At 53.1% G+C, this 21,703-nt stretch carries 18 protein-coding genes; 2 read left to right on the top strand and 16 right to left on the bottom strand.

The window, feature by feature from the left end:
* Positions 1 to 94 precede the first annotated feature (94 nt).
* The 5 genes from RG807_RS02290 to leuC form a co-directional block, all read right to left on the bottom strand.
* On the bottom strand, positions 95 to 3,190 hold the full coding sequence (locus RG807_RS02290) for a FimV/HubP family polar landmark protein (protein ID WP_309043406.1): 3,096 nt from the start codon (positions 3,188 to 3,190) through the stop codon (positions 95 to 97).
* 313 nt (positions 3,191 to 3,503) lie between these two features.
* Positions 3,504 to 4,619: an aspartate-semialdehyde dehydrogenase gene (gene asd, locus RG807_RS02285; RefSeq protein WP_309043405.1), complete on the bottom strand. Its 1,116-nt coding sequence runs from the start codon at positions 4,617 to 4,619 to the stop codon at positions 3,504 to 3,506.
* Positions 4,620 to 4,731: 112 nt separating this feature from the next.
* The gene (gene leuB / locus RG807_RS02280; RefSeq protein ID WP_309043404.1) at positions 4,732 to 5,805 is read right to left on the bottom strand and encodes a 3-isopropylmalate dehydrogenase; all 1,074 of its coding nucleotides are present in this window, start codon (positions 5,803 to 5,805) and stop codon (positions 4,732 to 4,734) included.
* Positions 5,806 to 5,929: 124 nt separating this feature from the next.
* Positions 5,930 to 6,577 carry a 3-isopropylmalate dehydratase small subunit gene (gene leuD, locus RG807_RS02275; RefSeq protein ID WP_309043403.1) on the bottom strand — a complete coding sequence of 216 codons (648 nt, stop codon included), beginning with the start codon at positions 6,575 to 6,577 and terminating at the stop codon, positions 5,930 to 5,932.
* A gap of 21 nt (positions 6,578 to 6,598) precedes the next feature.
* On the bottom strand, positions 6,599 to 8,017 hold the full coding sequence (gene leuC, locus RG807_RS02270; RefSeq protein ID WP_309043402.1) for a 3-isopropylmalate dehydratase large subunit: 1,419 nt from the start codon (positions 8,015 to 8,017) through the stop codon (positions 6,599 to 6,601).
* Between the two features lie 177 nt (positions 8,018 to 8,194).
* On the opposite strand from leuC, the gene RG807_RS02265 reads away from it, so the two are divergent.
* Positions 8,195 to 9,073, top strand: a complete 879-nt coding sequence (locus RG807_RS02265) for a LysR family transcriptional regulator (protein ID WP_309043401.1) — start codon at positions 8,195 to 8,197, stop codon at positions 9,071 to 9,073.
* A 101-nt stretch (positions 9,074 to 9,174) separates the two neighbouring features.
* Here the strand turns inward: RG807_RS02265 and aroC are convergent, their stop codons facing one another.
* The 9 genes from aroC to RG807_RS02220 all read right to left on the bottom strand — a co-directional run bounded on the left by aroC (position 9,175) and on the right by RG807_RS02220 (position 18,937).
* Positions 9,175 to 10,269, bottom strand: a complete 1,095-nt coding sequence (gene aroC / locus RG807_RS02260; RefSeq protein ID WP_309043400.1) for a chorismate synthase — start codon at positions 10,267 to 10,269, stop codon at positions 9,175 to 9,177.
* A 37-nt stretch (positions 10,270 to 10,306) separates the two neighbouring features.
* Positions 10,307 to 11,209 carry a 50S ribosomal protein L3 N(5)-glutamine methyltransferase gene (prmB, locus tag RG807_RS02255; RefSeq protein ID WP_309043399.1) on the bottom strand — a complete coding sequence of 301 codons (903 nt, stop codon included), beginning with the start codon at positions 11,207 to 11,209 and terminating at the stop codon, positions 10,307 to 10,309.
* Between the two features lie 92 nt (positions 11,210 to 11,301).
* A complete protein-coding gene (locus RG807_RS02250) occupies positions 11,302 to 12,411 on the bottom strand; it encodes a patatin-like phospholipase family protein (protein WP_435404650.1) in 1,110 nt (369 codons plus the stop codon).
* A gap of 60 nt (positions 12,412 to 12,471) precedes the next feature.
* On the bottom strand, positions 12,472 to 13,374 hold the full coding sequence (locus RG807_RS02245; protein WP_435404647.1) for a DUF4892 domain-containing protein: 903 nt from the start codon (positions 13,372 to 13,374) through the stop codon (positions 12,472 to 12,474).
* Between the two features lie 4 nt (positions 13,375 to 13,378).
* A complete protein-coding gene (locus RG807_RS02240; protein ID WP_309043397.1) occupies positions 13,379 to 14,299 on the bottom strand; it encodes an alpha/beta fold hydrolase in 921 nt (306 codons plus the stop codon).
* Positions 14,300 to 14,313: 14 nt separating this feature from the next.
* Positions 14,314 to 14,664 (bottom strand): PilZ domain-containing protein, encoded by a 351-nt coding sequence (locus tag RG807_RS02235; RefSeq protein WP_200200787.1) that lies wholly within the window; start codon positions 14,662 to 14,664, stop codon positions 14,314 to 14,316.
* 91 nt (positions 14,665 to 14,755) lie between these two features.
* On the bottom strand, positions 14,756 to 15,787 hold the full coding sequence (gene holB / locus RG807_RS02230; protein ID WP_309043396.1) for a DNA polymerase III subunit delta': 1,032 nt from the start codon (positions 15,785 to 15,787) through the stop codon (positions 14,756 to 14,758).
* Positions 15,780 to 17,909: a transglutaminase TgpA family protein gene (locus RG807_RS02225; protein ID WP_309043395.1), complete on the bottom strand. Its 2,130-nt coding sequence runs from the start codon at positions 17,907 to 17,909 to the stop codon at positions 15,780 to 15,782. Before RG807_RS02225 ends, holB begins: the two co-directional genes overlap by 8 nt.
* Complete coding sequence (locus tag RG807_RS02220) at positions 17,906 to 18,937, bottom strand: DUF58 domain-containing protein (RefSeq protein WP_309043394.1); 1,032 nt, start codon at positions 18,935 to 18,937, stop codon at positions 17,906 to 17,908. The genes RG807_RS02225 and RG807_RS02220 overlap by 4 nt, the downstream gene beginning before the upstream one ends.
* 243 nt (positions 18,938 to 19,180) lie before the next feature.
* Here RG807_RS02220 and RG807_RS02215 point away from each other — a divergent pair, with 243 nt between their 5' ends.
* Positions 19,181 to 19,855 carry a hypothetical protein gene (locus RG807_RS02215; RefSeq protein ID WP_309043393.1) on the top strand — a complete coding sequence of 225 codons (675 nt, stop codon included), beginning with the start codon at positions 19,181 to 19,183 and terminating at the stop codon, positions 19,853 to 19,855.
* A gap of 163 nt (positions 19,856 to 20,018) precedes the next feature.
* Here RG807_RS02215 and RG807_RS02210 read toward each other — a convergent pair whose 3' ends face one another.
* Positions 20,019 to 20,882 (bottom strand): DUF6160 family protein, encoded by an 864-nt coding sequence (locus RG807_RS02210; protein WP_309043392.1) that lies wholly within the window; start codon positions 20,880 to 20,882, stop codon positions 20,019 to 20,021.
* 175 nt (positions 20,883 to 21,057) lie between these two features.
* Positions 21,058 to 21,651 carry a hypothetical protein gene (locus RG807_RS02205; RefSeq protein ID WP_309043391.1) on the bottom strand — a complete coding sequence of 198 codons (594 nt, stop codon included), beginning with the start codon at positions 21,649 to 21,651 and terminating at the stop codon, positions 21,058 to 21,060.
* Positions 21,652 to 21,703 lie beyond the last annotated feature (52 nt).

Raw genomic sequence — 21,703 nt, 5'->3', positions numbered from 1 at the left:
AAAGTATGTTGCTGTAAAAACAAAGCGCCGGCTGAGTGCCAGGAGAATCCCCGGCGGCCGGCGCTTGCTGCCTCAATAATCCGATTATAACGGATCAGGACAGATTTTTAAGCAAGTCCTGAGCTTCAGCTTTCTGCTCGTCATTCCCCTCAAGTGCAACCTCTTCGAGAATATCACGGGCTCCATCACTGTCACCCATCTCGATGTAAGCTCTTGCCAAGTCAAGCTTGGTAGCGGCCTCATCCGTTCCAGCGAGGAAGTCGAAGTCATCATCGTCACCAAGATCGTCTTCGTTAATCTCGGAAAGCGGTGGCGTTACAACGGTATCCCGAACTTCTTCGGAAGCGATAGGCAGATCTTCATCGAGAAGGCTATCGTCAGCTTCTGACTCCAGCGCATCCTCAAGCCCGAGTTCATCATCGAGAGACAACTCATCATCCAATGAGAGTTCATCACCTTCCAGACTGTCGCTGTCGCTCTCAGCCGCATCGGAGAACTCTCCCATCAAGGCAAGGTCTTCATCCGATACATCCAGTTCAAGATCATCAAGCGTCGATTCTTCCAACTCATCGCCAGCCAGTTCATCATCTTCACCGGCGACTTTGTCGAGCTCGGCATCCAGTTCGTCCAGGAAGCTTTCATCGAGGGAATCAAGATCCAGGCTTTCGACATCCGATTCCGCGTCCACTTCCGACTCAACAGCGGTTTCAGGCTCTATTTTGAAATCGGATTCGAGAGCATCATCAAGTTCCAGATCTGTGGAATCGCCCAGTTCGTCAAGTTCATCCAGAGCTTCCTCTGGAGATTCATCGGAATCGTCCAGATCTATCTCAAGAGAAGAAAAGTCACTCTCCTCCGCAACGCCTGACTCTTCCTCATCGGCTTTGGGTAACTCAAGCCCTGACAAATCGTATTCGATCGGGTCGTCGGATTTATTCTTTTCTTCGGTGTCCAGCGTATCGAGATCGAAGTCAGCAAGATCGGCGTCGAAATCACCGAATTCGTTTTCAACCTGTTCCTCGCGGGCTGACTCAGCCTGATCGGACAAAAGCTCATCGGAAAGAGGTGCTGGCGTCTCGAGTTCTTCACCGAAGGAGTCGGAACGAAGCTGGGATTCAAGATCATCAATGCTAGGCATTGACTCAGCCTCTTCAAGGCGAGCGCTTAGCTCGTTCGCTCGGGCCAAAGCCTCGTCATCGTCCAGCGTTTGAATTTCACCAAACTGCTTTTCGAAGGATTCGCGATCCCGGTTGTCGGCATACACTTCAAGAAGCTTCAAACGCAGATCTGTGCGGCTTGGCTCTTTGGAAATCGCGGCTTCCAGAACCTGTGCTGCCTGATCGTAGCGACCGTAAGCTACGTAGGTGTCAGCCTCTTCAAGAGCATCGCTGGCAACTTCGCTCTGAACAGGCTCTTCATCGTCCAGGGTCAGATCAAAGGTATCTTCGGGCCCCTCAGGGTCATTGTTCAGCTGCTCGTAAAATGCCTTCTCTCTGTTTGCACTGCGTCGCGCAAGAAGCAGAAGAAGCAGAAGCAACAGAATCAGGCCGCCACCAAGGGCAATCTGATACACCGTATTGCCAGTGATGGCATCGATGATATTTCCGGGAAAGCCCTTTTCAACAACGGGTGCAGGTTTTGGCTGGGGCTTGGCTTCAGCAGCGTCTGTCTCTGCTGGCTGGGCTGGCTGCTCTGACGGTTCGCCAGTGACAGGCATTGCTTCACTGCCGGCGACATCTGCTTCCTGGCCAACCTCAGCCACATCCCCAGTCGGCTCGGAATCAGAAGTGATTTCCGTCGCTTCTGTCTCACCTGTGGTCTCACCTGAGGTCTCAGCCTGGCCTGCCGCCCCTTCCATGCCGGCAGGGTCAGTTTCAGCTGCTGATTGTTCTTGACCAGCCTCACCAGCCAGCTCAGTTTCAGCGGCGTCTTCTGCAGTTTCACCTTGCTCAGGTTCTGCTGCCGTTTCACCTTGTTCGGGTGCGGTGCCACTCTCAACAGCAGTCGCATCAACTCCAGCTGTATCAGCCACTGGTGCTGTTTCAGCTTCAACCGTGGCGTCGCCAGCAGCTGCACCTTGCTGCATTTCTGCAAGCTGAGTATTTTTTAGTTCTAGCAGACGCTGAAGGGTTTGCACCTGGTCTTGAAGGTCGTCAACACGGGTATTAAGCTCGTCGTTCTCACGGCGCGTGCTTTCGAGCTGCTCCATGACTACGGCAGAACCTGCATCGACACCTCCGGCAAGCTGGCCATCACCACCCGCAGAACCGCCATCAACCTGGCTGCGATTACCTTCATCGTCGGCAACCAGCAATTTGAGCTCATCTCCACCAGCCTGACCTGCTCCAGCAACGCCCGCAGCAGACTGCTGGGCAACTGTTGCGTCAACGGTGCGCTTAGGCTGCTGGAACTCCTGATTCTGCTGAGCCACCGCACGGGTTGCCTCAGCACGACTGCGATTGCGGATTTGATCCGCTGTTGGAACACGAAGAACCTGGCCCCGCTTGAGTCGGTTGATATTGTTACCAATAAACGCGTCGGGGTTCAGATCCTGTAACGCCAACATTACCTGCTGCATGGACAGGCTGTTATCGGGGCGAACGGTAGCTGCGATCGTCCAGAGCGTATCAGCAGGGCCTGTGGGCCCAAATGTGCCTGAACCATACCCACTGCTTCGGGGCTGCTCTACCCTGGCTTGACGCCGAACTGACTCAGCACTGCGTCCCGCAGCAGCGGGACGAGATTGTGCAGAAGGTGTTCTTACTTGTTCTGCAACGCCGGAATCTTCGGCAAAAACTGGGGGATCCACAAGAACTGCGTACTCACGCATGATCCGACCATTAGGCCAGGTCAGTTCCAGCAGAAAATTGAGGTACGGCTCTCTCAACGGCTCCCGGGAGGATACATTCACAACCAGGCTGCCATCAGGGCTCGTAGCTACATTAAAACGGAGCTTGCCAACAAATTGGCCCCGTTGCAGACCCAGTCTCTGATATGCCCTTTCTGGAGCGATGTTCACAAACACATCTCCGGGATCAACGCCCCGGCTTTGTGGCAGAACAATTTCCGCATCCATTGGCTCATTCAGATAGGACTGAAGTTCAATCTCACCCAGTCCCAGGGCTTGAGCGACGCCAGATCCGAGTCCTCCTGCCAACGCCAATGCAACCGCAAGCTTGCGTACCTTCATGCTTTTTCCTTTCAAGTCTCCGTTATCCGCGACTGTTTTTTTAAACAGAACCGGACGAGGTAGGGTGACTTCCGTCTGGATAATTCCCGATTAATATGTCGCGTTTTCAGTTCTTAGTCCGGCAAGTATTGTTGATAAAGCCTCTTTTATCAATCAATCAGCCGCAATCCTTGCACCAAATATTTATCAGTTGCACGGAACTCTCTATTAGCCCTGAAAATAACAGGGGCGGAGCCTGAAATCAGCCTCCGCCCCCTAACCGGCTTCCTGAAACCGGACACAGTTGGCATTTATTGCCTCTGTGTAACAATTCTTAACGTTCCTGAAGGATTCGCAACATGCGGCGCAAGGGCTCAGCGGCACCCCACAACAGTTGATCGCCTACTGTAAACGCAGAAATATACTCCGGACCCATGGCCAATTTACGGATTCGACCAATGGGTATGCTCAGAGTACCGGTCACCTTTGCAGGCGTCAGTTCCGTAACGCTTGCATCACGCTCGTTGGGAATTACTTTAACCCAGTCGTTAGCCTTCGCCAGAATTGATTCAATTTCCGAAACCGACAGATTTTTCTTGAGCTTGATGGTTAGCGCCTGACTGTGAGAGCGCATGGCTCCAATCCGTACGCAAATGCCATCAATAGGAATCGGGTTATCTGTCCGACCAAGAATTTTATTGGTCTCTACCCCTGCTTTCCACTCTTCCTTGCTCATGCCGTTATCAAGCTGCTTATCGATAAACGGTATCAAGCTGCCCGCCAAGGGCACCTGAAAATGCTCAGTAGGAAACGTATCTGAGCGCATGGCATCAGTGATCTTGCGGTCAATATCCAGAATCGCGGAAGATGGGCTTGCAAGCTCATCACCCACACTGCGGTTGAGCTCACCCATCTGGTTAAGCAATTCACGCATATTCTGAGCACCGGAGCCAGAAGCAGCCTGATAGGTCATGGGGGAAACCCATTCAATCAGATCCTGTTCGAGCAGACCGCCAAGCGCAAGCATCATCAGGCTCACTGTGCAGTTGCCCCCGATATAATCCTTAACACCGAGCTTTAACGCATCGTCAATAACGTTGCGGTTTACCGGATCCAGCACAATGACAGAATGGTCTGCCATACGCAGCGTGGAAGCAGCATCAATCCAGTAGCCTTCCCAGCCTGCATCACGCAGCTTCTGATAGACCGCACCGGTGTAGTCGCCACCCTGACAAGTGAGGATCACATCCAGAGTTTTGAGGGTTTCGATATCAAACGCATCCTGCAAGGGAGGCACACCCTCCTTGCCCACATTCGGAGCTGGCTGACCAGCTTGAGAGGTGGTGAAAAATACCGGATCGATATCAGCAAAATCATTTTCTTCGCGCATGCGCTGCATGAGGACAGAGCCCACCATACCGCGCCAACCTACAAGTCCAACTCGCTTCATGTGCGATCTTTGAACCTCGCTTTATGCCCGCCCTCAGCCTATATCGCTGGCGGGGACAGGATGAATGTTCCCGCAGCAACCGCATCGTGTTGCTGTCGGGGATGATCGTAATTTACAGGGCTGCCAGTACCGCATCACCCATTTCACGGGTTGAAACCCGGCTTCCGCCTTCCGACATAATATCGGCTGTACGCAGCCCCTGGTCCAACACCTTATGTACAGCCGCTTCAATTGCCGCTGCTGCCGGTTCTTCATCCAGACTGTACCGCAACATCATTGCGGCACTGATAATCGTTGCCAACGGATTGGCAATGCCTTTACCGGCAATGTCCGGCGCAGAACCATGGCAAGGCTCGTACATGCCTTGCTTTTCGGAGTTCAGCGATGCCGATGGCAACATACCAATGGAGCCAGTCAGCATGGCTGCTTCATCTGAAAGAATATCACCAAACATGTTACCAGTCACAATCACGTCGAACTGCTTGGGTGCACGAACCAGCTGCATGGCTGCGTTGTCCACGTACATGTGGGACAGTTCAACATCTGGGTATTCGCTCTGAAGCTCATTCATAATTTCGCGCCAAAGCACGGTCACTTCAAGCACGTTGGCTTTATCGACTGAACACAGCTTTTTGCCTCGCTGCTGCGCTGCTTCGAATGCAACACGGCCAATACGGCGAATCTCGGTCTCGGTATAGGCGTAGGTGTTGTAGCCCTGGCGCTCGCCACTCTCTAGCTGGCGCACACCGCGTGGCTGACCGAAGTAAATACCACCAGTAAGCTCACGCACAATCATGATATCCAGACCCGAAACCACCTCAGGCTTGAGAGAGGATGCGGACGCCAACTGAGGGTAAAGAATAGCTGGCCGCAGATTGGCAAACAGCTTCAGGTTGGAACGCAAACCCAGCAGGCCCTTCTCGGGCCGCTTGGCCATTGGAAGCGCATCCCACTTGGGGCCGCCAACTGCGCCCAACAAGATGGCGTCAGCCTTACGCGCCTTCTCAAGAGTCTCATCCGGTAACGGATTATCTTCTTCGTCCAGAGCCGCCCCTCCAACGAGGCCTGTCTCAAACGTTAGCTTAAGGTCAAACTTTTCATTGATAGCACGCAGGATCTTTTCTGCCTCTGTAACAATTTCCGGGCCTATGCCGTCACCCGGCAAAAGAAGTACTGTTCTGGACATGATGCGCTTCCAAATCTTGATAAGCCGTCCTTGACCAGGCCGGCGAATTAAAAATTGCCGGGTGTGGTACTACGCACCCGGACTGTTACGAGCTTCAGCTTTTACGCAGTAAACCTGAGAGCCTTTACTGGCCAGCACCGAACAACCAGGGTGCCGTTTTGCGGCGCTGATTTTCGTATGACTTGATCAGTTCTGCATCTTCCAGCGTCACCCCAATATCATCCAGCCCATTCAACAAACAATGACGGCGGAAATCATCCACATCAAAGCCGAAGGATTCGCCAGATGGCGTGATCACTGTTTTTGCCTCCAGATCCACAGTCAATTGATAGCCTTCCGAAACCTCAGCCTCTTCAAACAACTGATCCACAATTTTTTCTTCAAGAACAATTGGTAACAAGCCATTCTTAAAGCAATTATTGTAAAAAATATCTGCAAAACTTGGAGCGATAATAACTCGAAATCCATAATCATCAAGCGCCCAGGGAGCGTGCTCACGACTCGACCCGCAACCGAAATTGCTGCGAGCCAACAAAACACTTGCACCCTTGTAACGGGGCTGGTTAAGCACAAAATCCGGATTCAGCGGGCGCTGAGAGCTGTCTTGATCCGGCTTACCTTCGTCAAGATAGCGCAGCTCATCAAACAGATTCGGGCCAAAGCCCGTGCGCTTGATGGATTTCAAAAACTGCTTGGGAATAATCATGTCCGTATCCACATTGGAACGGTCCATGGGGGCCACAAGGCCCTGGTGTTGCGTAAATGCGCGCATGGTTCAGTTCTCTCCTGTGGCTCAGTTCAGCAGTTCGCGAACATCAACAAAATGACCGGTTATTGCAGCAGCCGCTGCCATCGCCGGGCTCACCAAATGGGTACGCCCACCAAAGCCCTGTCGGCCTTCAAAGTTACGGTTAGACGTAGACGCACAGTGCTCACCCTGCCCCAGTTTGTCGGCGTTCATAGCCAGACACATGGAACAACCCGGGTCGCGCCACTCAAGCCCGGCTTCCAGGAATATGCGATCCAAACCCTCTTCTTCTGCTTGAGCTTTTACCAAACCAGAACCAGGAACAACCATGGCCTGCTTAAGGCTTGCTGAAACCTTACGGCCTTTAACGACTGCCGCCGCCTCACGCAAGTCTTCAATTCGGCTGTTGGTGCAAGAACCGATAAATACTCTGTCGAGTTTGATATCGGTAATCGCCTGATTTGCTTCCAGCCCCATATACTTCAAAGCACGCTCAATGCCTTCGCGCTTGATAGGGTCTTCTTCTTTGGCGGGGTCTGGCACATTGCCCGTAACATCAGCCACCATCTCCGGGGAGGTACCCCAGCTAACTTGCGGCATAATCTCAGAACCATCCAACTCAACAATCTTATCGAACTTCGCATCCAGATCGCTGTGCAGGGTACGCCAGTATTTTACGGCTGCATCCCAGGCTTCGCCGGTTGGTGCAAAAGGCCGACCTTTTACGTAGTCGATCGTCGTGCCATCAACGGCAACCATCCCAACGCGAGCACCGGCTTCAATAGCCATATTGCAGACGGTCATACGGCCTTCCATGCTCATATTCTGAATCGCTTCACCGCCAAACTCGATGGCGTGACCCGTTCCGCCAGCAGTACCAATCTTGCCAATGATAGCCAGCACAACATCCTTGGCAGTTACACCCTTGCCAAGTGTGCCGTTGACCTTCACCAGCATGTTCTTCATTTTCTGCTGCACCAGGCACTGGGTTGCCAGTACATGCTCAACCTCGGAGGTACCAATTCCGTGAGCAAGGCAACCGAATGCACCATGGGTAGAGGTATGGGAGTCACCGCATACTATGGTCATACCAGGTAAGGTTGCGCCCTGCTCAGGCCCGATAACGTGAACAATACCCTGGCGCTGATCCATGATCTTGAATTCAAGAATCCCGAACTCATCGCAGTTCTTGCCCAGAGTTTCTACCTGGATACGGGAAACCGGATCAACAATCCCTTCAATGCCCTTGGCACGATCAGTAGTAGGAACGTTGTGATCTGGCGTTGCCAGGTTAGCGTCGATACGCCAAGGCTTGCGATTAGCCAGGCGCAGCCCCTCAAAAGCCTGAGGCGATGTCACCTCGTGCAGCAATTGACGATCAATGTAAATCAGCGCAGAACCGTCTTCACGCTGCTTGACCACATGGTCGTCCCACAATTTGTCGTATAAGGTCTTGCCCGCCATGATTTTCTCTCACTCTCAGGAGGTACAGTTATTAATGCTGCCCCATATAAGGCATTTGCGATATTGATACCATCATACCGCCCACGCTCAGATAACCGCAATTCATGTTTGGCATTCATCGCATTCCAAATGGCTATATAGTAGCCTTTCAAGGAAAGCACATAAGGAATACCAAACATGGACTCAAACGCGCTAAAAGCTTTCCTTACCATTGTTGACCAAGGTTCTTTCTCTGAGGCTGCCGAGCGACTCCACCTGACCCAGCCTGCAATCAGCAAGCGACTTGCCGCTTTGGAAAACCAACTAGGCACATCCCTGATCGATCGCAGTCATCGTCAAATCCGTCTGACTGATTCAGGAAGCCGGCTTTTACCCCATGCCCGCAAGATTCTCGATGAAATTCACAATGCACGCATTGCGTTGTCACCGGAGTCGGGTTTGCTTGAAGGTGAACTACAGATTATCGCCAGCCATCACATAGGCCTTCACCACCTACCGAAATGGTTAAGGCGATTCAAACGCGAATATCCTCAGATAACCATAAACCTGCAATTTATGGAATCCGATGCAGCCTACGAACAAATGCGTAAACGAAATGCTGACCTGGCCTTCGTCACTCTGAGCGACAGCATGCTCCCAAACTTCAAGGTATATGCGCAGTGGGGCGACCCAATGGCCTTTGTGGCTGGCGTCGACCACCCCCTTTCCAAAGTGGCTCAACCAAAGCTCGCCGACCTGGCAAAACACCCAGCATTATTACCGGACACAGCCACATCAACCTACCGCACTGTCAGCCGGCTATTTTTGGAGAAAAACCTCCCTTTGCAGCCACAAATGCCCACGAACTATCTTGAAACCCTGAAGATGATGACCAGCGTTGGCCTGGGATGGAGCGTACTACCACTACGAATGGTCGACGAAAGCCTTAAAGTACTCAACGTTAAACAACCTGTTAGCCGGGTACTTGGCGGCATAGGCTTAACTGATCGACAACCCGGTAACGCAGCCAAGGCACTGCTGGGGATAGTTCTGCAAGAAGAGGATCACCCGGAATGAGGCTCAGGCGGCGCGTGAAGCCCTCCCACAGTGATAACAATGGCAATTGCCATGGCAAAAGCCTGCCCGAGCGTCCGCACTTTAACCAAAAGCCGGAAAGGTCAGAGCTGCCCAATAACCGGAGTTTTAACAACAACATCACCATTTTGACCACGATGGCGCAAGTAATGATCCATCAATACAATGGCCATCATAGCCTCCGCAATCGGCGTAGCTCGAATACCCACACAAGGATCGTGACGCCCGGTGGTAATAACCTCCACCGGATTGCCATGCACATCAATACTACGCCCCGGCAAACGCAAACTCGATGTGGGCTTCAGCGCAATGCTGGCCAGAATCGGCTGCCCCGAAGAAATGCCCCCAAGTACACCGCCAGCCTCATTGGACAAAAAGCCCTCGGGCGTCATCTCATCCCGGTGCTCAGTACCTTTTTGAGTGATACACCCAAAACCTGCACCAATTTCTACACCTTTCACCGCATTGATACTCATCAGCGCGTGGGCCAAATCTGCATCCAAACGATCAAAAACCGGCTCGCCCAAACCGGGAGGCACACCCTCAGCTACAACATTAATGCGCGCGCCAATGGAATCCCCTTCCTTACGGAGCGCATCCATATAGGCTTCCATCTCCGGCACCTTATCGGCGTCGGGACAGAAAAACGGGTTTTGGTGCACCTGATCCCAATCAAGCTTCTCCGCACGAACCGGACCAAGCTCAGACAAATACCCGCGAATACGGATACCCAGGCGCTCCTGCAAAAACTTCCGGGCAACCGCGCCAGCTGCAACTCGCATAGCGGTTTCACGGGCTGAAGAACGACCACCACCACGATAGTCCCGAATGCCGTATTTGTGGGCATAGGTGTAATCAGCATGTGCCGGCCGGAACTGCTCAGAAATCTTGGAGTAATCTTTCGAGCGCTGATCGGTATTCTCGATAATCAGCCCGATCGGCGTACCGGTGGTTTTACCCTCAAACACACCAGACAGAATACGAACCTCATCAGCCTCACGGCGCTGGGTTGTATGTCGGGACGTGCCCGGCTTGCGCCGATCCAGATCCGCCTGCATATCCGCTTCCGACAATTCCAGCCCGGGAGGGCAACCATCGATAATACAGCCCAATGCAGCCCCGTGGCTTTCACCAAAGGTGGTAACGGTAAAGAGTTTTCCGAAAGTATTTCCTGACATAATTCAATATCTTATTAGGGTATTTGAATAATTTGGTTTAACCTTTACTCTGCCATTGGCGGAGGTCTTGCTCCGTAATCGCAAAGACACCGTCGCCGCCATTGCTGAACTCCAGCCAGGTAAACGGGAGTTCCGGATAAGCCTCATCCAGCGCCACCCAGCTGTTCCCTACCTCGACGATCAGCAAGCCGCCGGGCGTAAGATGCTCTGCTGCTCCGGCAATAATACGGTGCGCAATATCCAGCCCATCATCACCGGCAGCAAGCCCCAATACGGGCTCATGGTGAAACTCGTCGGGCATGTCACCCATATCTTCCGCATCAACATAGGGTGGATTGCTCACAATAATATCGTACCGCCCGCTTATATTCGCGAACACATCTGACTGCACAGTACGCACTCGGTCTTGCAGCTCATGGAATTCTATATTCGATTCGGCAACCGCTAAAGCGTCTGGTGATATATCCGATAAATCCACGGTGGCTTCTTCGAATACCGTTGCCGCACCGATACCAATACAACCGCTTCCGGTGCAAAGATCAAGAATCCGCTCAACCGGTTTGGTTCCCAGCCATGGCTGGAAACCGTTTTCAATCAACTCTCCAATGGGAGAGCGCGGCACCAACACACGTTCATCCACATGAAATGGCATCCCCATAAACCAGGCTTCGCGCAAAAGGTAAGCAAGGGGAACGCGTTCATCAATACGGCGTCGAATGCGCTCAAGCACAAGCTGGCGCTCATCCCGGGTCAGCCGCGCATCCATAAACAGGGTGTTGTTTTCCAGCGGCAAGTAAAGGCTGCGCATTACCAGATGCACGGCTTCATCCCATACGTTGTCTGTGCCATGGCCGAAAAAAACCGGCGCAGCTGCAAACTGCGAAGAGGCGTAGCGAAGGTAATCGCGAACGGTGTGAAGGTCTTCAATCGGGCTGGTCACAAACACTGTTTCCTGTCAGGTCGGATTCAGCGCGGATTATACGCTGTTTCAATGCTCTACTGCAGCCATGGTATTGCCACCATGCCATTAGCTTAAACTGACAATGGCCCAGAGCTGCTCCGGTTCTCTTCAAAACGATCCAAAGCTGCAGCCATGCACTCGCGTCCTAACTGAATCAGCTCAGGGGCTTTGTGGAAGTCGTAGGTCCGGCAGGCATTTTTGGGAACATTCACCAACAAATCAGGCGGATAGCCCGCAAGCTTGTACTGTACCAACGCACTTTGCATGGTTTCGATAGTCAGGTTCATCACATCAAACTTGCCGATACCCAACTTATCCCAGTTGATCGTTTCGTGCTCTTCCTGCTGCTTCCTCTCGTTCTTCTTGCTACGCTCTTTTTCCACTTGTTTGTGGATTTTTTCTTCCGGGCTCTCATGCTCGCTCGCACTGGCTTTCCCACCACCAAGGGATCTCAGGGAATCCCAGTCAAGCCAACGAGAGGCTTTGTCGCGGAAAGTATCCGCCATGGCATCAGGGCCATCACCTCCAATGCCACCCTGATATCCGCTAAAGGCAGCGTCGGGAATACGGTGGTGGCGGTCATTTTCACCACTGAGATTCACCGCCACAACCAGATCCGCGTGAGCGGAAATAGTCGGCATAATGGGTAGTGGGTTCAGCAAAGCGCCATCGACCAGCACACGGCCGTCAAGAACAAGGGGCGTGACAACGCTTGGAATAGCAACGGAAGCCCGGATTGCCCTATCCAGCGGGCCCTCCTGAAACCAGATTTCCTTGTGTGCCAGCAAATCAGTGGCGACAGCGGTGTAGTGCAGCGGCAGATTTTCGATACGGGTATCGCCCAGCATTTCCCGAACGATTGAAAAAATCTTTTCACCCCGAATCGCGCCAACGGCATTGAAGGTCAAGTCGAGCAACTTGAGCACATCAAACTGGCCCAGCCCGGTCACCCAGTCTTTATAGTCCTGCATCTTGCCGGCAGCGTACATTCCGCCAACCAGGGCACCCATGGAGCAACCAGAAATAGCCACAATGTTGTAGCCGCGCTCCGCCAGAATTTCGATGGCACCAATATGGGCATAACCACGGGCGCCACCACTGCCCAGCGTGAGGGCAACCGTTTGGCGCTTACTCTCCGGAGCTTTGTTTTCGTCACTAACGTTTGAGTTGGTGGTCGATATGTCTGAGCTATCGGGAACCTTGGTTACAGGGTTATCCGGCACGTTACTACCTCATTCCAATTAGCGAGCTATAACCATTACTTCAACCCGATCCCCCTGGCGAGCCGGATCAGATACAACTACAGATGGCCCAACAATAACCAACTCCTGCTGCTGCCTCGAAACGCCTGTTTTAGCGAGCACTTCGGAAAGCGATTCGACAGCCCTGCGGGCACGCTCCATGGAAGCACTGAACGATTCACTCTCACCGAGCTCGGAGTATCCCACGAGCACCACTTTTGCACCTTCAGTTCGGGCAAGTTCACTGACCTTACGACGATCCGTAGCCTGCCAGTTAAATCGGTATGTAACACCACCCTGCCAAGGCACAATCACAGGCCCCTCAACCCGGCTTGTAACCGAACCAAGGCCAGGAACAACCGCGCCAGCGGCAACCTTCAGGTGTTCCACCCAAACATACTCCCTGAGGTTGCCCCGGGTAACAGCGTAAACAGAGGTCAGCCACCGGGAGCCATCCTCGGTGACCACACCTGCAACCAGGTAATCCTGGGTGCCGTCACGGCCATAAAGTACAGACTGATTGAATATCTGGTTTGCCCACACATTACTTCGGCCGCAGCGAATGCCGGAACACTCGAATAAAATTTGCGCGCCACGCTCGTTAAGCTGCCCAAGGTAATGTTCCAGAGCCTCTCGACGATTGGCATCCCGGGAAATTTGATAAAGACGTCCCTCCCCGGAAACTGGCAACCGGGCCATAGTTTCAGAGCGAATCTCGTTGTTAACCTCGCGCACAGGACTAAACAACACAAGGTGGCCAGTTGAGTCGATCCGGGTGGTCACCTCCAGCACTGATTGGGTAAATGGCTGCGGTGCTTCGCCAGGCAAGGCCGCAGCGGTAAAACCGGAGCCTGCTGATAGCAACGCTGAAACCAAAAAGCTAAGTACAAGATTCTTTGACAAGGTATCACTCGTTCTCAAGAAAATGTCTGACAGCATCGGCAACCGGACGGGTATCTCCATCAAGGTGACAATGATGTCCTCCAGGCACATCAACCATTTTCAGATCCGATATCGCTTCCGCACGACTATCAAGCCCTTTTCGCGTGGTCAGCAGTCCTTCCTTGGCCCTCACAAACAGAGTAGGCGCTTTAACGGCCTTCAAAGAAGCCACTACCTGCTCCTCGGTCATCATCAATGGCGAAGGGTGCCGCAAACGAGCATCGGTTCGCCAACCGTATCCTTCTTCCTCAGGCTTCACGTTACGGGAGATCAAAGCCAGTGCTGCTTCATGGCTCAAGGGGCTAAACCCACCTTCACGAACTTTAGCTGCAGCGGCAATATCAGCATAGATCGCTGGGCGGCCAGATCCGGCGATCCGCTTTTTAATGGATTTTCGTAGCTGTGGAATGGTTTCGGCTGCCGGATGGCTCAATGCGCCAAGGCTGTCGATCATGACCAGCTTGCGCACCCTGTCAGGAAACGCAGCTGCATAGAGCGCACCCACAATACCGCCTAATGAGTGGCCAACAATGTCGAGCTGATCCAAGCCACTGAAATGCGTTTCTATCAACTCGGCAAGGTCTGCCACGTAATCCATCAATTGGTAGCTTTGCCCTGGGGGGCGGTGCCCGGAATGACCGTGGCCCGCCATATCCACCGCGTACAACGCCGACTGCTGCGCCAACTCTGGTGCTAGCCGGGAAAAAGTCAGGCTGTTATCCAGCCATCCATGGAGCAATATAATGGGTGGGTTAGCGGGCTCAGCAGACTGTGGAGATTTGCACCAGTTCAGGCCCGCAAGCGTGATGTGCTGCAGTGGCCACACCATCTCGCGCACAACAGGCTCGCTGCCTTGAGCGTTCGGCGTTAAGGCAAGGTCATTCATCTGTGTAAAGCCCCTCACATTGTATGTGTTGGGCGATCAGAGCTCAGAGAACCGGCAAGATAGGATTCAATCTTGGTTTTGGCACTTTCATCATCACCGTTAAACTGAACGCCAATACCGGCCGCTCGATTACCCTGCGCGCCTTTTGGCGTAATCCAGATAACCTTACCGGCAACCGGCAACTTCTCTGGCTCATCCATCAGGTTCAGCAACAAGAACACTTCGTCGCCAAGCTGATATTGCTTTTGCGTAGGTATAAACAGACCGCCCTGGCGAATGTATGGCATATAGGCGGCGTATAAAACCGCTTTATCCTTGATCGTCAGGGTAAGAATGCCGCTGCGTGCGCCGAATCCGGGCCCCATATCTGACACCTTCTGAAATTGATTATTTTAAGATTAAATAAAAACTCTTTATATTGCCCGATGATAGCAGGAGTTCTAACGAAAAGCGTAATCAGGACGCTCGGCGCTTTGTGGGCATGAGGTCGCGCCAGGCAATCAGCAACCGGCTAGCCTCAAGCTCGGGGCTTACATTGTAGACCCCCGCCGTGCGAGCCTCTCGAACCATGTCCAGCAGCTCATGGGCGCGCCAGGCCGGGTTGTTGCTGGCCAGGAACCCGATCATTTCTCCGGCTTCGTGGTCGCTGGCTTTACCCCCTGCACACAGTCGGGCCAAATCGGCGGCCCAGCCTTCAAATAACCACAGCATATCTTCCAGCCCAAGCGCCTTGAACGCTTTGGCGGCTTCCGCCACTGCCACCTGGCCTCTCATGAACTGACGGAACTTGTCGAATGCGTCATCCCGTAGCCCGGGAAACTCACCTGTTGCATATTCCAACGCCAACCGGGGCGCGTTACCCGCCAGCATCAGCGACTTGGCCAGAAGCTCCGCAGATGGTTTTTTGTCGCCTTCTAAATGCGTCACTTTGGTGGCAAGCCACTGATCAGCCTGCTCCGTCGACGGCAGTGGAATAGACAACACCTGGCACCGGGAGCGAATAGTAGGTAATACAGGCCGGCCGCTTTCCTGCAAAAGTATAAGCACGAAGTCTGGCACCGGCTCTTCAAGGGTTTTCAGTAACGCATTGGCAGAATTTATGTTGAGCTGATCGGCTCGATCAATCACCGCAATCTTGCGACCAGCCACTTGCGGTGACGACACGGCGAACGCCGATAGCGACCTTATCTGTTCAATTCGTATCATCCGGGATTTTTCCGGCGAAAACACCCGTACATCCGGGTGACTGGATGCCGAAAGAAGTTGGCACTGACGGCACTCACCACAGGCAACCGGCGCATCGCCCTCCTTGAGCGAAGGCGCGGAACATAGTAACAAGCCGGAAACCGCATCGGCCCAAGCTCGCTTGCCTACACCACACTCACCAGTAACCAACAACGCATGGGGAAGCCGGCCCTCAGACAGAAGTCGTTGAATCATCTGCCAGGGTTTCTCCAGCCACGGCATTTCTAGAGCAATATCAGTCACTGTGTTTTCCTGAATGGGCATTGGAGCTTGGTATTTTCGGCTGAGCTTTGCCGGCCCTGCGAAGCTGCCGCTTCATAGTACTCAGCAATCGGCGCAAACGCCTCAGCTCATCATCTTGGTGCTGGCCGTTATCGCCGTTGCCAGAACCAGGAGCCGATGCAGCACTATAGTAATGGCTGTTCACCATCCGGGCAAAAAGACGTGCCGATTCGGCTACCGCAGGCTCAGCCGCCGCCAGCCTTGAAGCCAGAGTGGCCGGGGTTTCGCCACTTCTTACCGGCACCCCTGCACGCCCGCACAGCTGATACCAACCATCCAGCAATCGAGTATAGCGGTCCTTGCTGCGCCCTCTGCGTATTTGCAAGGCCGGTATCAGGCCTGCTATCAAGAGGCCTACGCCGACAATACCGGCGGTGAGGTAGCCTAACTCTTTCATACCGAACCCACCGGGCAAACGGGACATGAGGTTCAATTGGCTTTGACCCTGATAACCCACCACCCAGCGCTGCCATTGATAATTCACTCGATCAAGCTGTTGGCTCATCCATCTTATTGCAGCCACATTCCCATACCGCTGTGCAGATGCCCAGTTGTTTTCAAGGAAGGACCCTTCGTCGGCCACCGCTTCCCGCAAGCCAGATTCGATTCTGCTTGGCGAGATAGCAGCCGTGGGATCAAGGCGAATCCAACCCTCACCTTCAACCCAGGCTTCAACCCATGCGTGGGCATCGTATTGGCGCACAACCAGGTACTCATTACCCGCCCCGCTTTCGCCACCCTGATACCCGACCACAACCCTTGCCGGAATTCCGGCCGAGCGCAGCACAAATGTGGTGGCTCCCGCGTAATGGGCGCAGAACCCGCGCATTTCATCAAAAAGCAGACTGTCTATTCCGTCGCTCGGCATTCTGGGTGGGCGCAAGGTATAGAAGTAGGGCTGCTCCCGAAACCGGTTCAACAGCGTGCGGATAACACCCATATCATCCGTGGATTGCCTCAGCTTCGCTGCCAATTCACGGGCTCTCGGGTTTCCCGATGCGGGCAACTGCAAATAGCGACGCGCGTCGCCGGGTTTTAGATCTTCGCTAACCTGCTCTGTGGAATCGTTCAACGCCAATCTGTAACGAACTGCGCTATCTGCAGGCCGGCGGAAGCGAAACAGATCATCGGCCTCTTTAACTACGTTGTCTGAAACTGCTACGGAATTTTCGAGTGCAAACGCCCAGCGCTTATCGGTTGGCTCCATTAATACATCGTACTGCCCGGGTTCCATCGCTCCAATCCCGCCGTCAACATCAACCCGCCCCGGTCGACGGAAAGGCTCGTAGCCACTCTGGCGCCAAGTGCCATTATCGAGGGTATCGAGGATCAATCCACGCCAATATCTGTCTCGGTGTGCGGGAATGGGACCACCAAAGGTCACCCGGAACGCCCGCGCACTGCTTTGCGCAAGGTTTGAAATATCTCCCGGTCGCATGGTGTCGCTGATTCCACTACGGGCTTGACCAGACACCAATGGCACACTCCAAAGCGGCTCCATGCGCGGGAAGAACACAAACAACAACACAACAACTGGCAGCACTTTCAGTAACATGCTTGCCAGCCTGCGCCACCCCGCTTTTATTCCTCCAGGTAAATCCGGCGCATTAAGCACCTGCAACCCAATCAACAGTAAGGCGATGGAACCGATGTTTACCAGCGCCCAATGAATTTCCTGATGAAACAGGAAGTTTACTGTGGCCAGGTACACCAGAATATAAAACAGCACGTAGAAGTCACGGGCGCTGCGGGTTTCCAGCCATTTCAAACCAACGGTCAATACAAAGAACGATGCCGCCGTATCCACGGTAAAGCTTCCTTGGACTCGCACCAGGTAAACCGCAATCAGCGCTAACATAATCCCGGTTCGCAACCAGCGCCCAGGTAAACGCACACGGCCCTGCTGGGCGAGCCATCGCCAGCCGGCAAGCGCGACGCACACAAGGATTAGCCACAGGGGCAGGCGATCAATCTGAGGCGTTAGCAATAACGCAAAACTCGCCATCAACCAGAGCAGCGCCTGGGATGGCAGGCTGTCGCTCTGTTTTTCAGGCTCTGGCGTCGACCGGCTCCAAAAACTCATGTTCTGGCCCCTGCCATCGCTTTCCCACCCGAATCTGTATTGCTGCGTGTTCCGTGGGCCGCTCTGAGCATATCCCTTGGTTTTTCTTCACCCCAAACCGCCAGCGCCCGAAGGCAACGGGTTGCATGGGCTTGGCCAGAATCTGGCTCTATAACTTGCCCCGGCAGGTTCAAACCAAAGCGTGCCCCACTCTTGCCGCGCTCAATCACGAGCCAGGACAAGTAACTGAGCCGTAGTTCGTGGTCAGTGCCGGAAAACGCATTAAAATCCAACCAATGGGGGCTGCCCTTATCGGCTTCCCAATCAGCCACCACCATCTGGCCGCTGCGTGCAAATCGTTTCCACATAACGCGTTGGCTCATATCCCCCTCACGCCAAGGCCGTAATTCCGCATGATCATTACCCTCGGGCGAACGGGTGCTTGACGTTTGATCGCCATCATCTACGGCGCTAGCAACATCGGGAGCGGCAACCGGCCTGGGAAACACAACACCCGCTGAAACCGGCCTCATCCAGGACCAGGCCTTGAGTAAACCAAAGGGGAAACGGGTTTCAATTCGAATGCTGTCCGGCCGCAGGTAACCCCGGAAGGCCGAACCCACCGGCAAAGCCACGTCTGCAGACTGCCGGGAAGGCACATGGCCCAAGCTTACCTGTGTGTCGCCATCCGAAAGCGTAATGGCTATGGCGTCGTCTTTACTGGCAGCGGCCCGTAATCGAAAGATAATGTCATCCCCAGCAAATCCCTCCCCCGCTTGAACCAAGGTAAGCTCCAGACCAGACAGGTTTCGGTGGGTTTGGTGCATGGCACCCACAAACACGGTCCCGAGGAGAAAAGTAACCAGATAAATCAGACTGTTCTGATAATTAATGGCGGTAAGCAGCATAATCAGCAACAGCACGCCGAATACCACGCCAGCCGCCGTGGGTAAGATGAAAAGATTTTTCTGGGTGAATCGCTGCACGTCGGAGCGCGGAATTCGACGGTTGATCCAGCGCTGCCAACGGCTACGGATTAGTCTGCTCATTATGTCCCTGAAGCGAGAAGATTGAATAGAAGTTCAGCACATCGAACATTCATTGCCATGTTACCCCGCAACGCAGCGGTTTATAACTCTACGACCAATCGAGGATTCTGATCACAAACTAACACCCACACTCTTGAAATGATGCAGGACAACCCGAATACTGCTAAATAGTGAGATGCGTACTGATTGCTGTAACCTCAGACACGCCTCGTACCTGAGTTTATCGCAGCAAGAGGCCAGACTATGAACCACCAACACCTGCCAGGCGCGCACAAGCTCCGCGTGGCCAGCCTTGATAAAAGTTCAACCCCTATCGCAGCGGCCATTGCGGCCACTCTTGCAGCCGCCTCAATACCGGTGTTTGCGGGCGTTCAGACCATGACCTCCGATGAGATGGTTGATACCTACGTTAAAGATTCTGCGGTTATTGTTGTACCCAGAGAAGGTCGCAAATCGGAAGCCGACCGTCAGCGCATCATCCGCGCTCTTACCATTTCCCCGGGTGAGCCGGTTGTTACCGAAGCGGAGGAAGAAGCCTACCGCGAAGGTCTGCAACGCCTTACCGACGAAAACCAATCCGATGCACTGGTTAGCGCTGAAGAGGAATTCCTTCGCCGGGCGCTGCTGCTTCCCCAGGAGGAACTGGCCAGGGCCCAGCCGCCGGCAGACTTCACGCCAAACCTTCCACCTTTAATCTTCGGCCAGCAGATGCAGATTCCGGATGAACCCTTCACCCAATCGTTTCTTAACGATCAGTTGGGCATAGGTTTTGATGGGCAGAACCTGAACTTCTCCATCGGCAACCCGCCGGGGATTGATCAGATTCATCTTCCACAAGGGATAAATGAAGGGCCGATTCAGCTAACGCCAAGGCCGGGTGGTGGGTTTGATCTTTCTATCAGGGTGCCTGATCAGTAAGTAGCAGCACCCTTCCCGACACAGGCGTGAACTAAACGGTAGCTTGTATTTGCAAGCTGCCGTTTTTTTATTGCTTTTCGTACGCACTGCGCTTTTATTTTTCCAATAACAAAAAACGCCCCGAAGAACGGGGCGTTTTAACACTACTGGTGTTCAGGTCAGATTAGTGACCGTATACAGCCAGCTTGGTGTTAGTTACTGCTACGTTGTCAAGTGCAACGGAACCGATAGAAGCTCCACCGATTTCGATGCTGGCAACCGACACATCCATGAAGATGTTTTTAACATCAATCCGGAGTACGTCTGTTGCGGTGGAGGCGCCTAGGCCGTTACCTTTGTATACGTCAAGGTTAGCATTGGCAAACCCTGCAAATACAGCCTGCTGCGCCGCTGGCATATTCCCAAAATCATAGCCATTAGCTGTGTACATAGCTACTGCATCAGCATCAGCTCCAGCACCGGTGATCTTCAGACCACGAACACCCACACCCAAGAAATCAACATCAAAGTCCATATTTTCAACGCTAAATGCTGCTACCAGGTTCAGGTGATCAGTTGCAGTGTCAACACGAATGTCAAGCTGTGCCAACATACCGAAGCCACTCAGATTCGAAATCAGAGTTGTGCTGTCTGATCCAGTATTACCAGCCAGCAACTCCATGGAACCAATGTTCAGACCCCAATCGATCGGATTGCTGTCAAGTGTACTAACGTGAATGATCGCGTCGCCGTCGTCAGCAATGTCGATATCAACCTTGATCTGGTCCAGCAGGTCATTAAAGCCAGCACCAGCGCCGATTGTAGTCACACCAGCACCACCAAGAACGATATCGTTCACTGCGAAGGAACCTTCGTCGGTGTACTTGAACTGGCCAATAGACACTTTGGTTTCCAGCTCAATGGTGACACCGGCCTGACCGGTTACGTCGCCCATTGCGGTGTCGTTCATAGCTTGCAGTTCTGCGTTAGCTGCGAAAGGGGCAGCAGCCATAGCAGTGATCAGAGCAATTCTTTTCAGGCCTTTCATATTGTTCTCCTTATAAACTCATTTTGTTTTTCTTGCTGAGTTTTTACTTTTGGGTGTGGAGATCGTTAATCCACAATTCCATTTAAGATTGTTTTACAGTCCTAGTCCGTGACCGCATTCACACTTCGTTAACACTGCACTTACATGCCGTAACGAATGACGACTGGCTCTCACATCAATTCGCGGTGTTCGCTTCGGGCTTGCTGTCATGAAAAATCTGAAAAGGCTTCTCAGTAGTAACCGGCTCCCCATAGGTCACCTGGCCATTTTCCGCCTGATATGGAACAACTTTGTTACCTGAAATGCCCAAGCGGTGCTCAAACTCAATCACCAAAGCTTCATCATCGCTACCCTCTCGAATTTTCCCTGTGTAGAGAATGACCGACCCATGAATCTTCCCGTGACGCGCCACAGATTTAAGGGCCGCACGATACATAAGAATACGAATCTGAGCCGGCGCCTCCTTTGCCTGCTCATCTATATTGATTCGCTTGACGGTAACGCCATCCTCAAGAAGCATCCAGGCCGACGGCATATTGGGCTCTGAGTCGGCCAATGTCCCGGTATACTCATCGGTTGCTTGCTCAGTCAAATTAAGTATCTGCTGCTGGCCAAGAACTGCGTATCTCGACAGTTCCAGCTTTATGGCCATTTCCTGTTCTGGGGTTAATTCAGCCGGGGGCGCTTCCTCGGCGCTTGCGGCCGGAACAGCAAAAAACACAGTAAGTAGAAGAACGGTTTGCAGCGACTTTCCAAGATAAGACGTCATTATTGATCCTGTTTTATTGGCGGTAGCTTCTACGCTAAGACTTGCAACTCGG

This window comes from Marinobacter sediminicola, assembly GCF_031157525.1.
Classification (GTDB): Bacteria; Pseudomonadota; Gammaproteobacteria; order Pseudomonadales; family Oleiphilaceae; genus Marinobacter; species Marinobacter sediminicola.
Note: the sequence above shows the minus strand (reverse complement) of the source record. Positions and strands in the feature narration are given on the sequence as shown.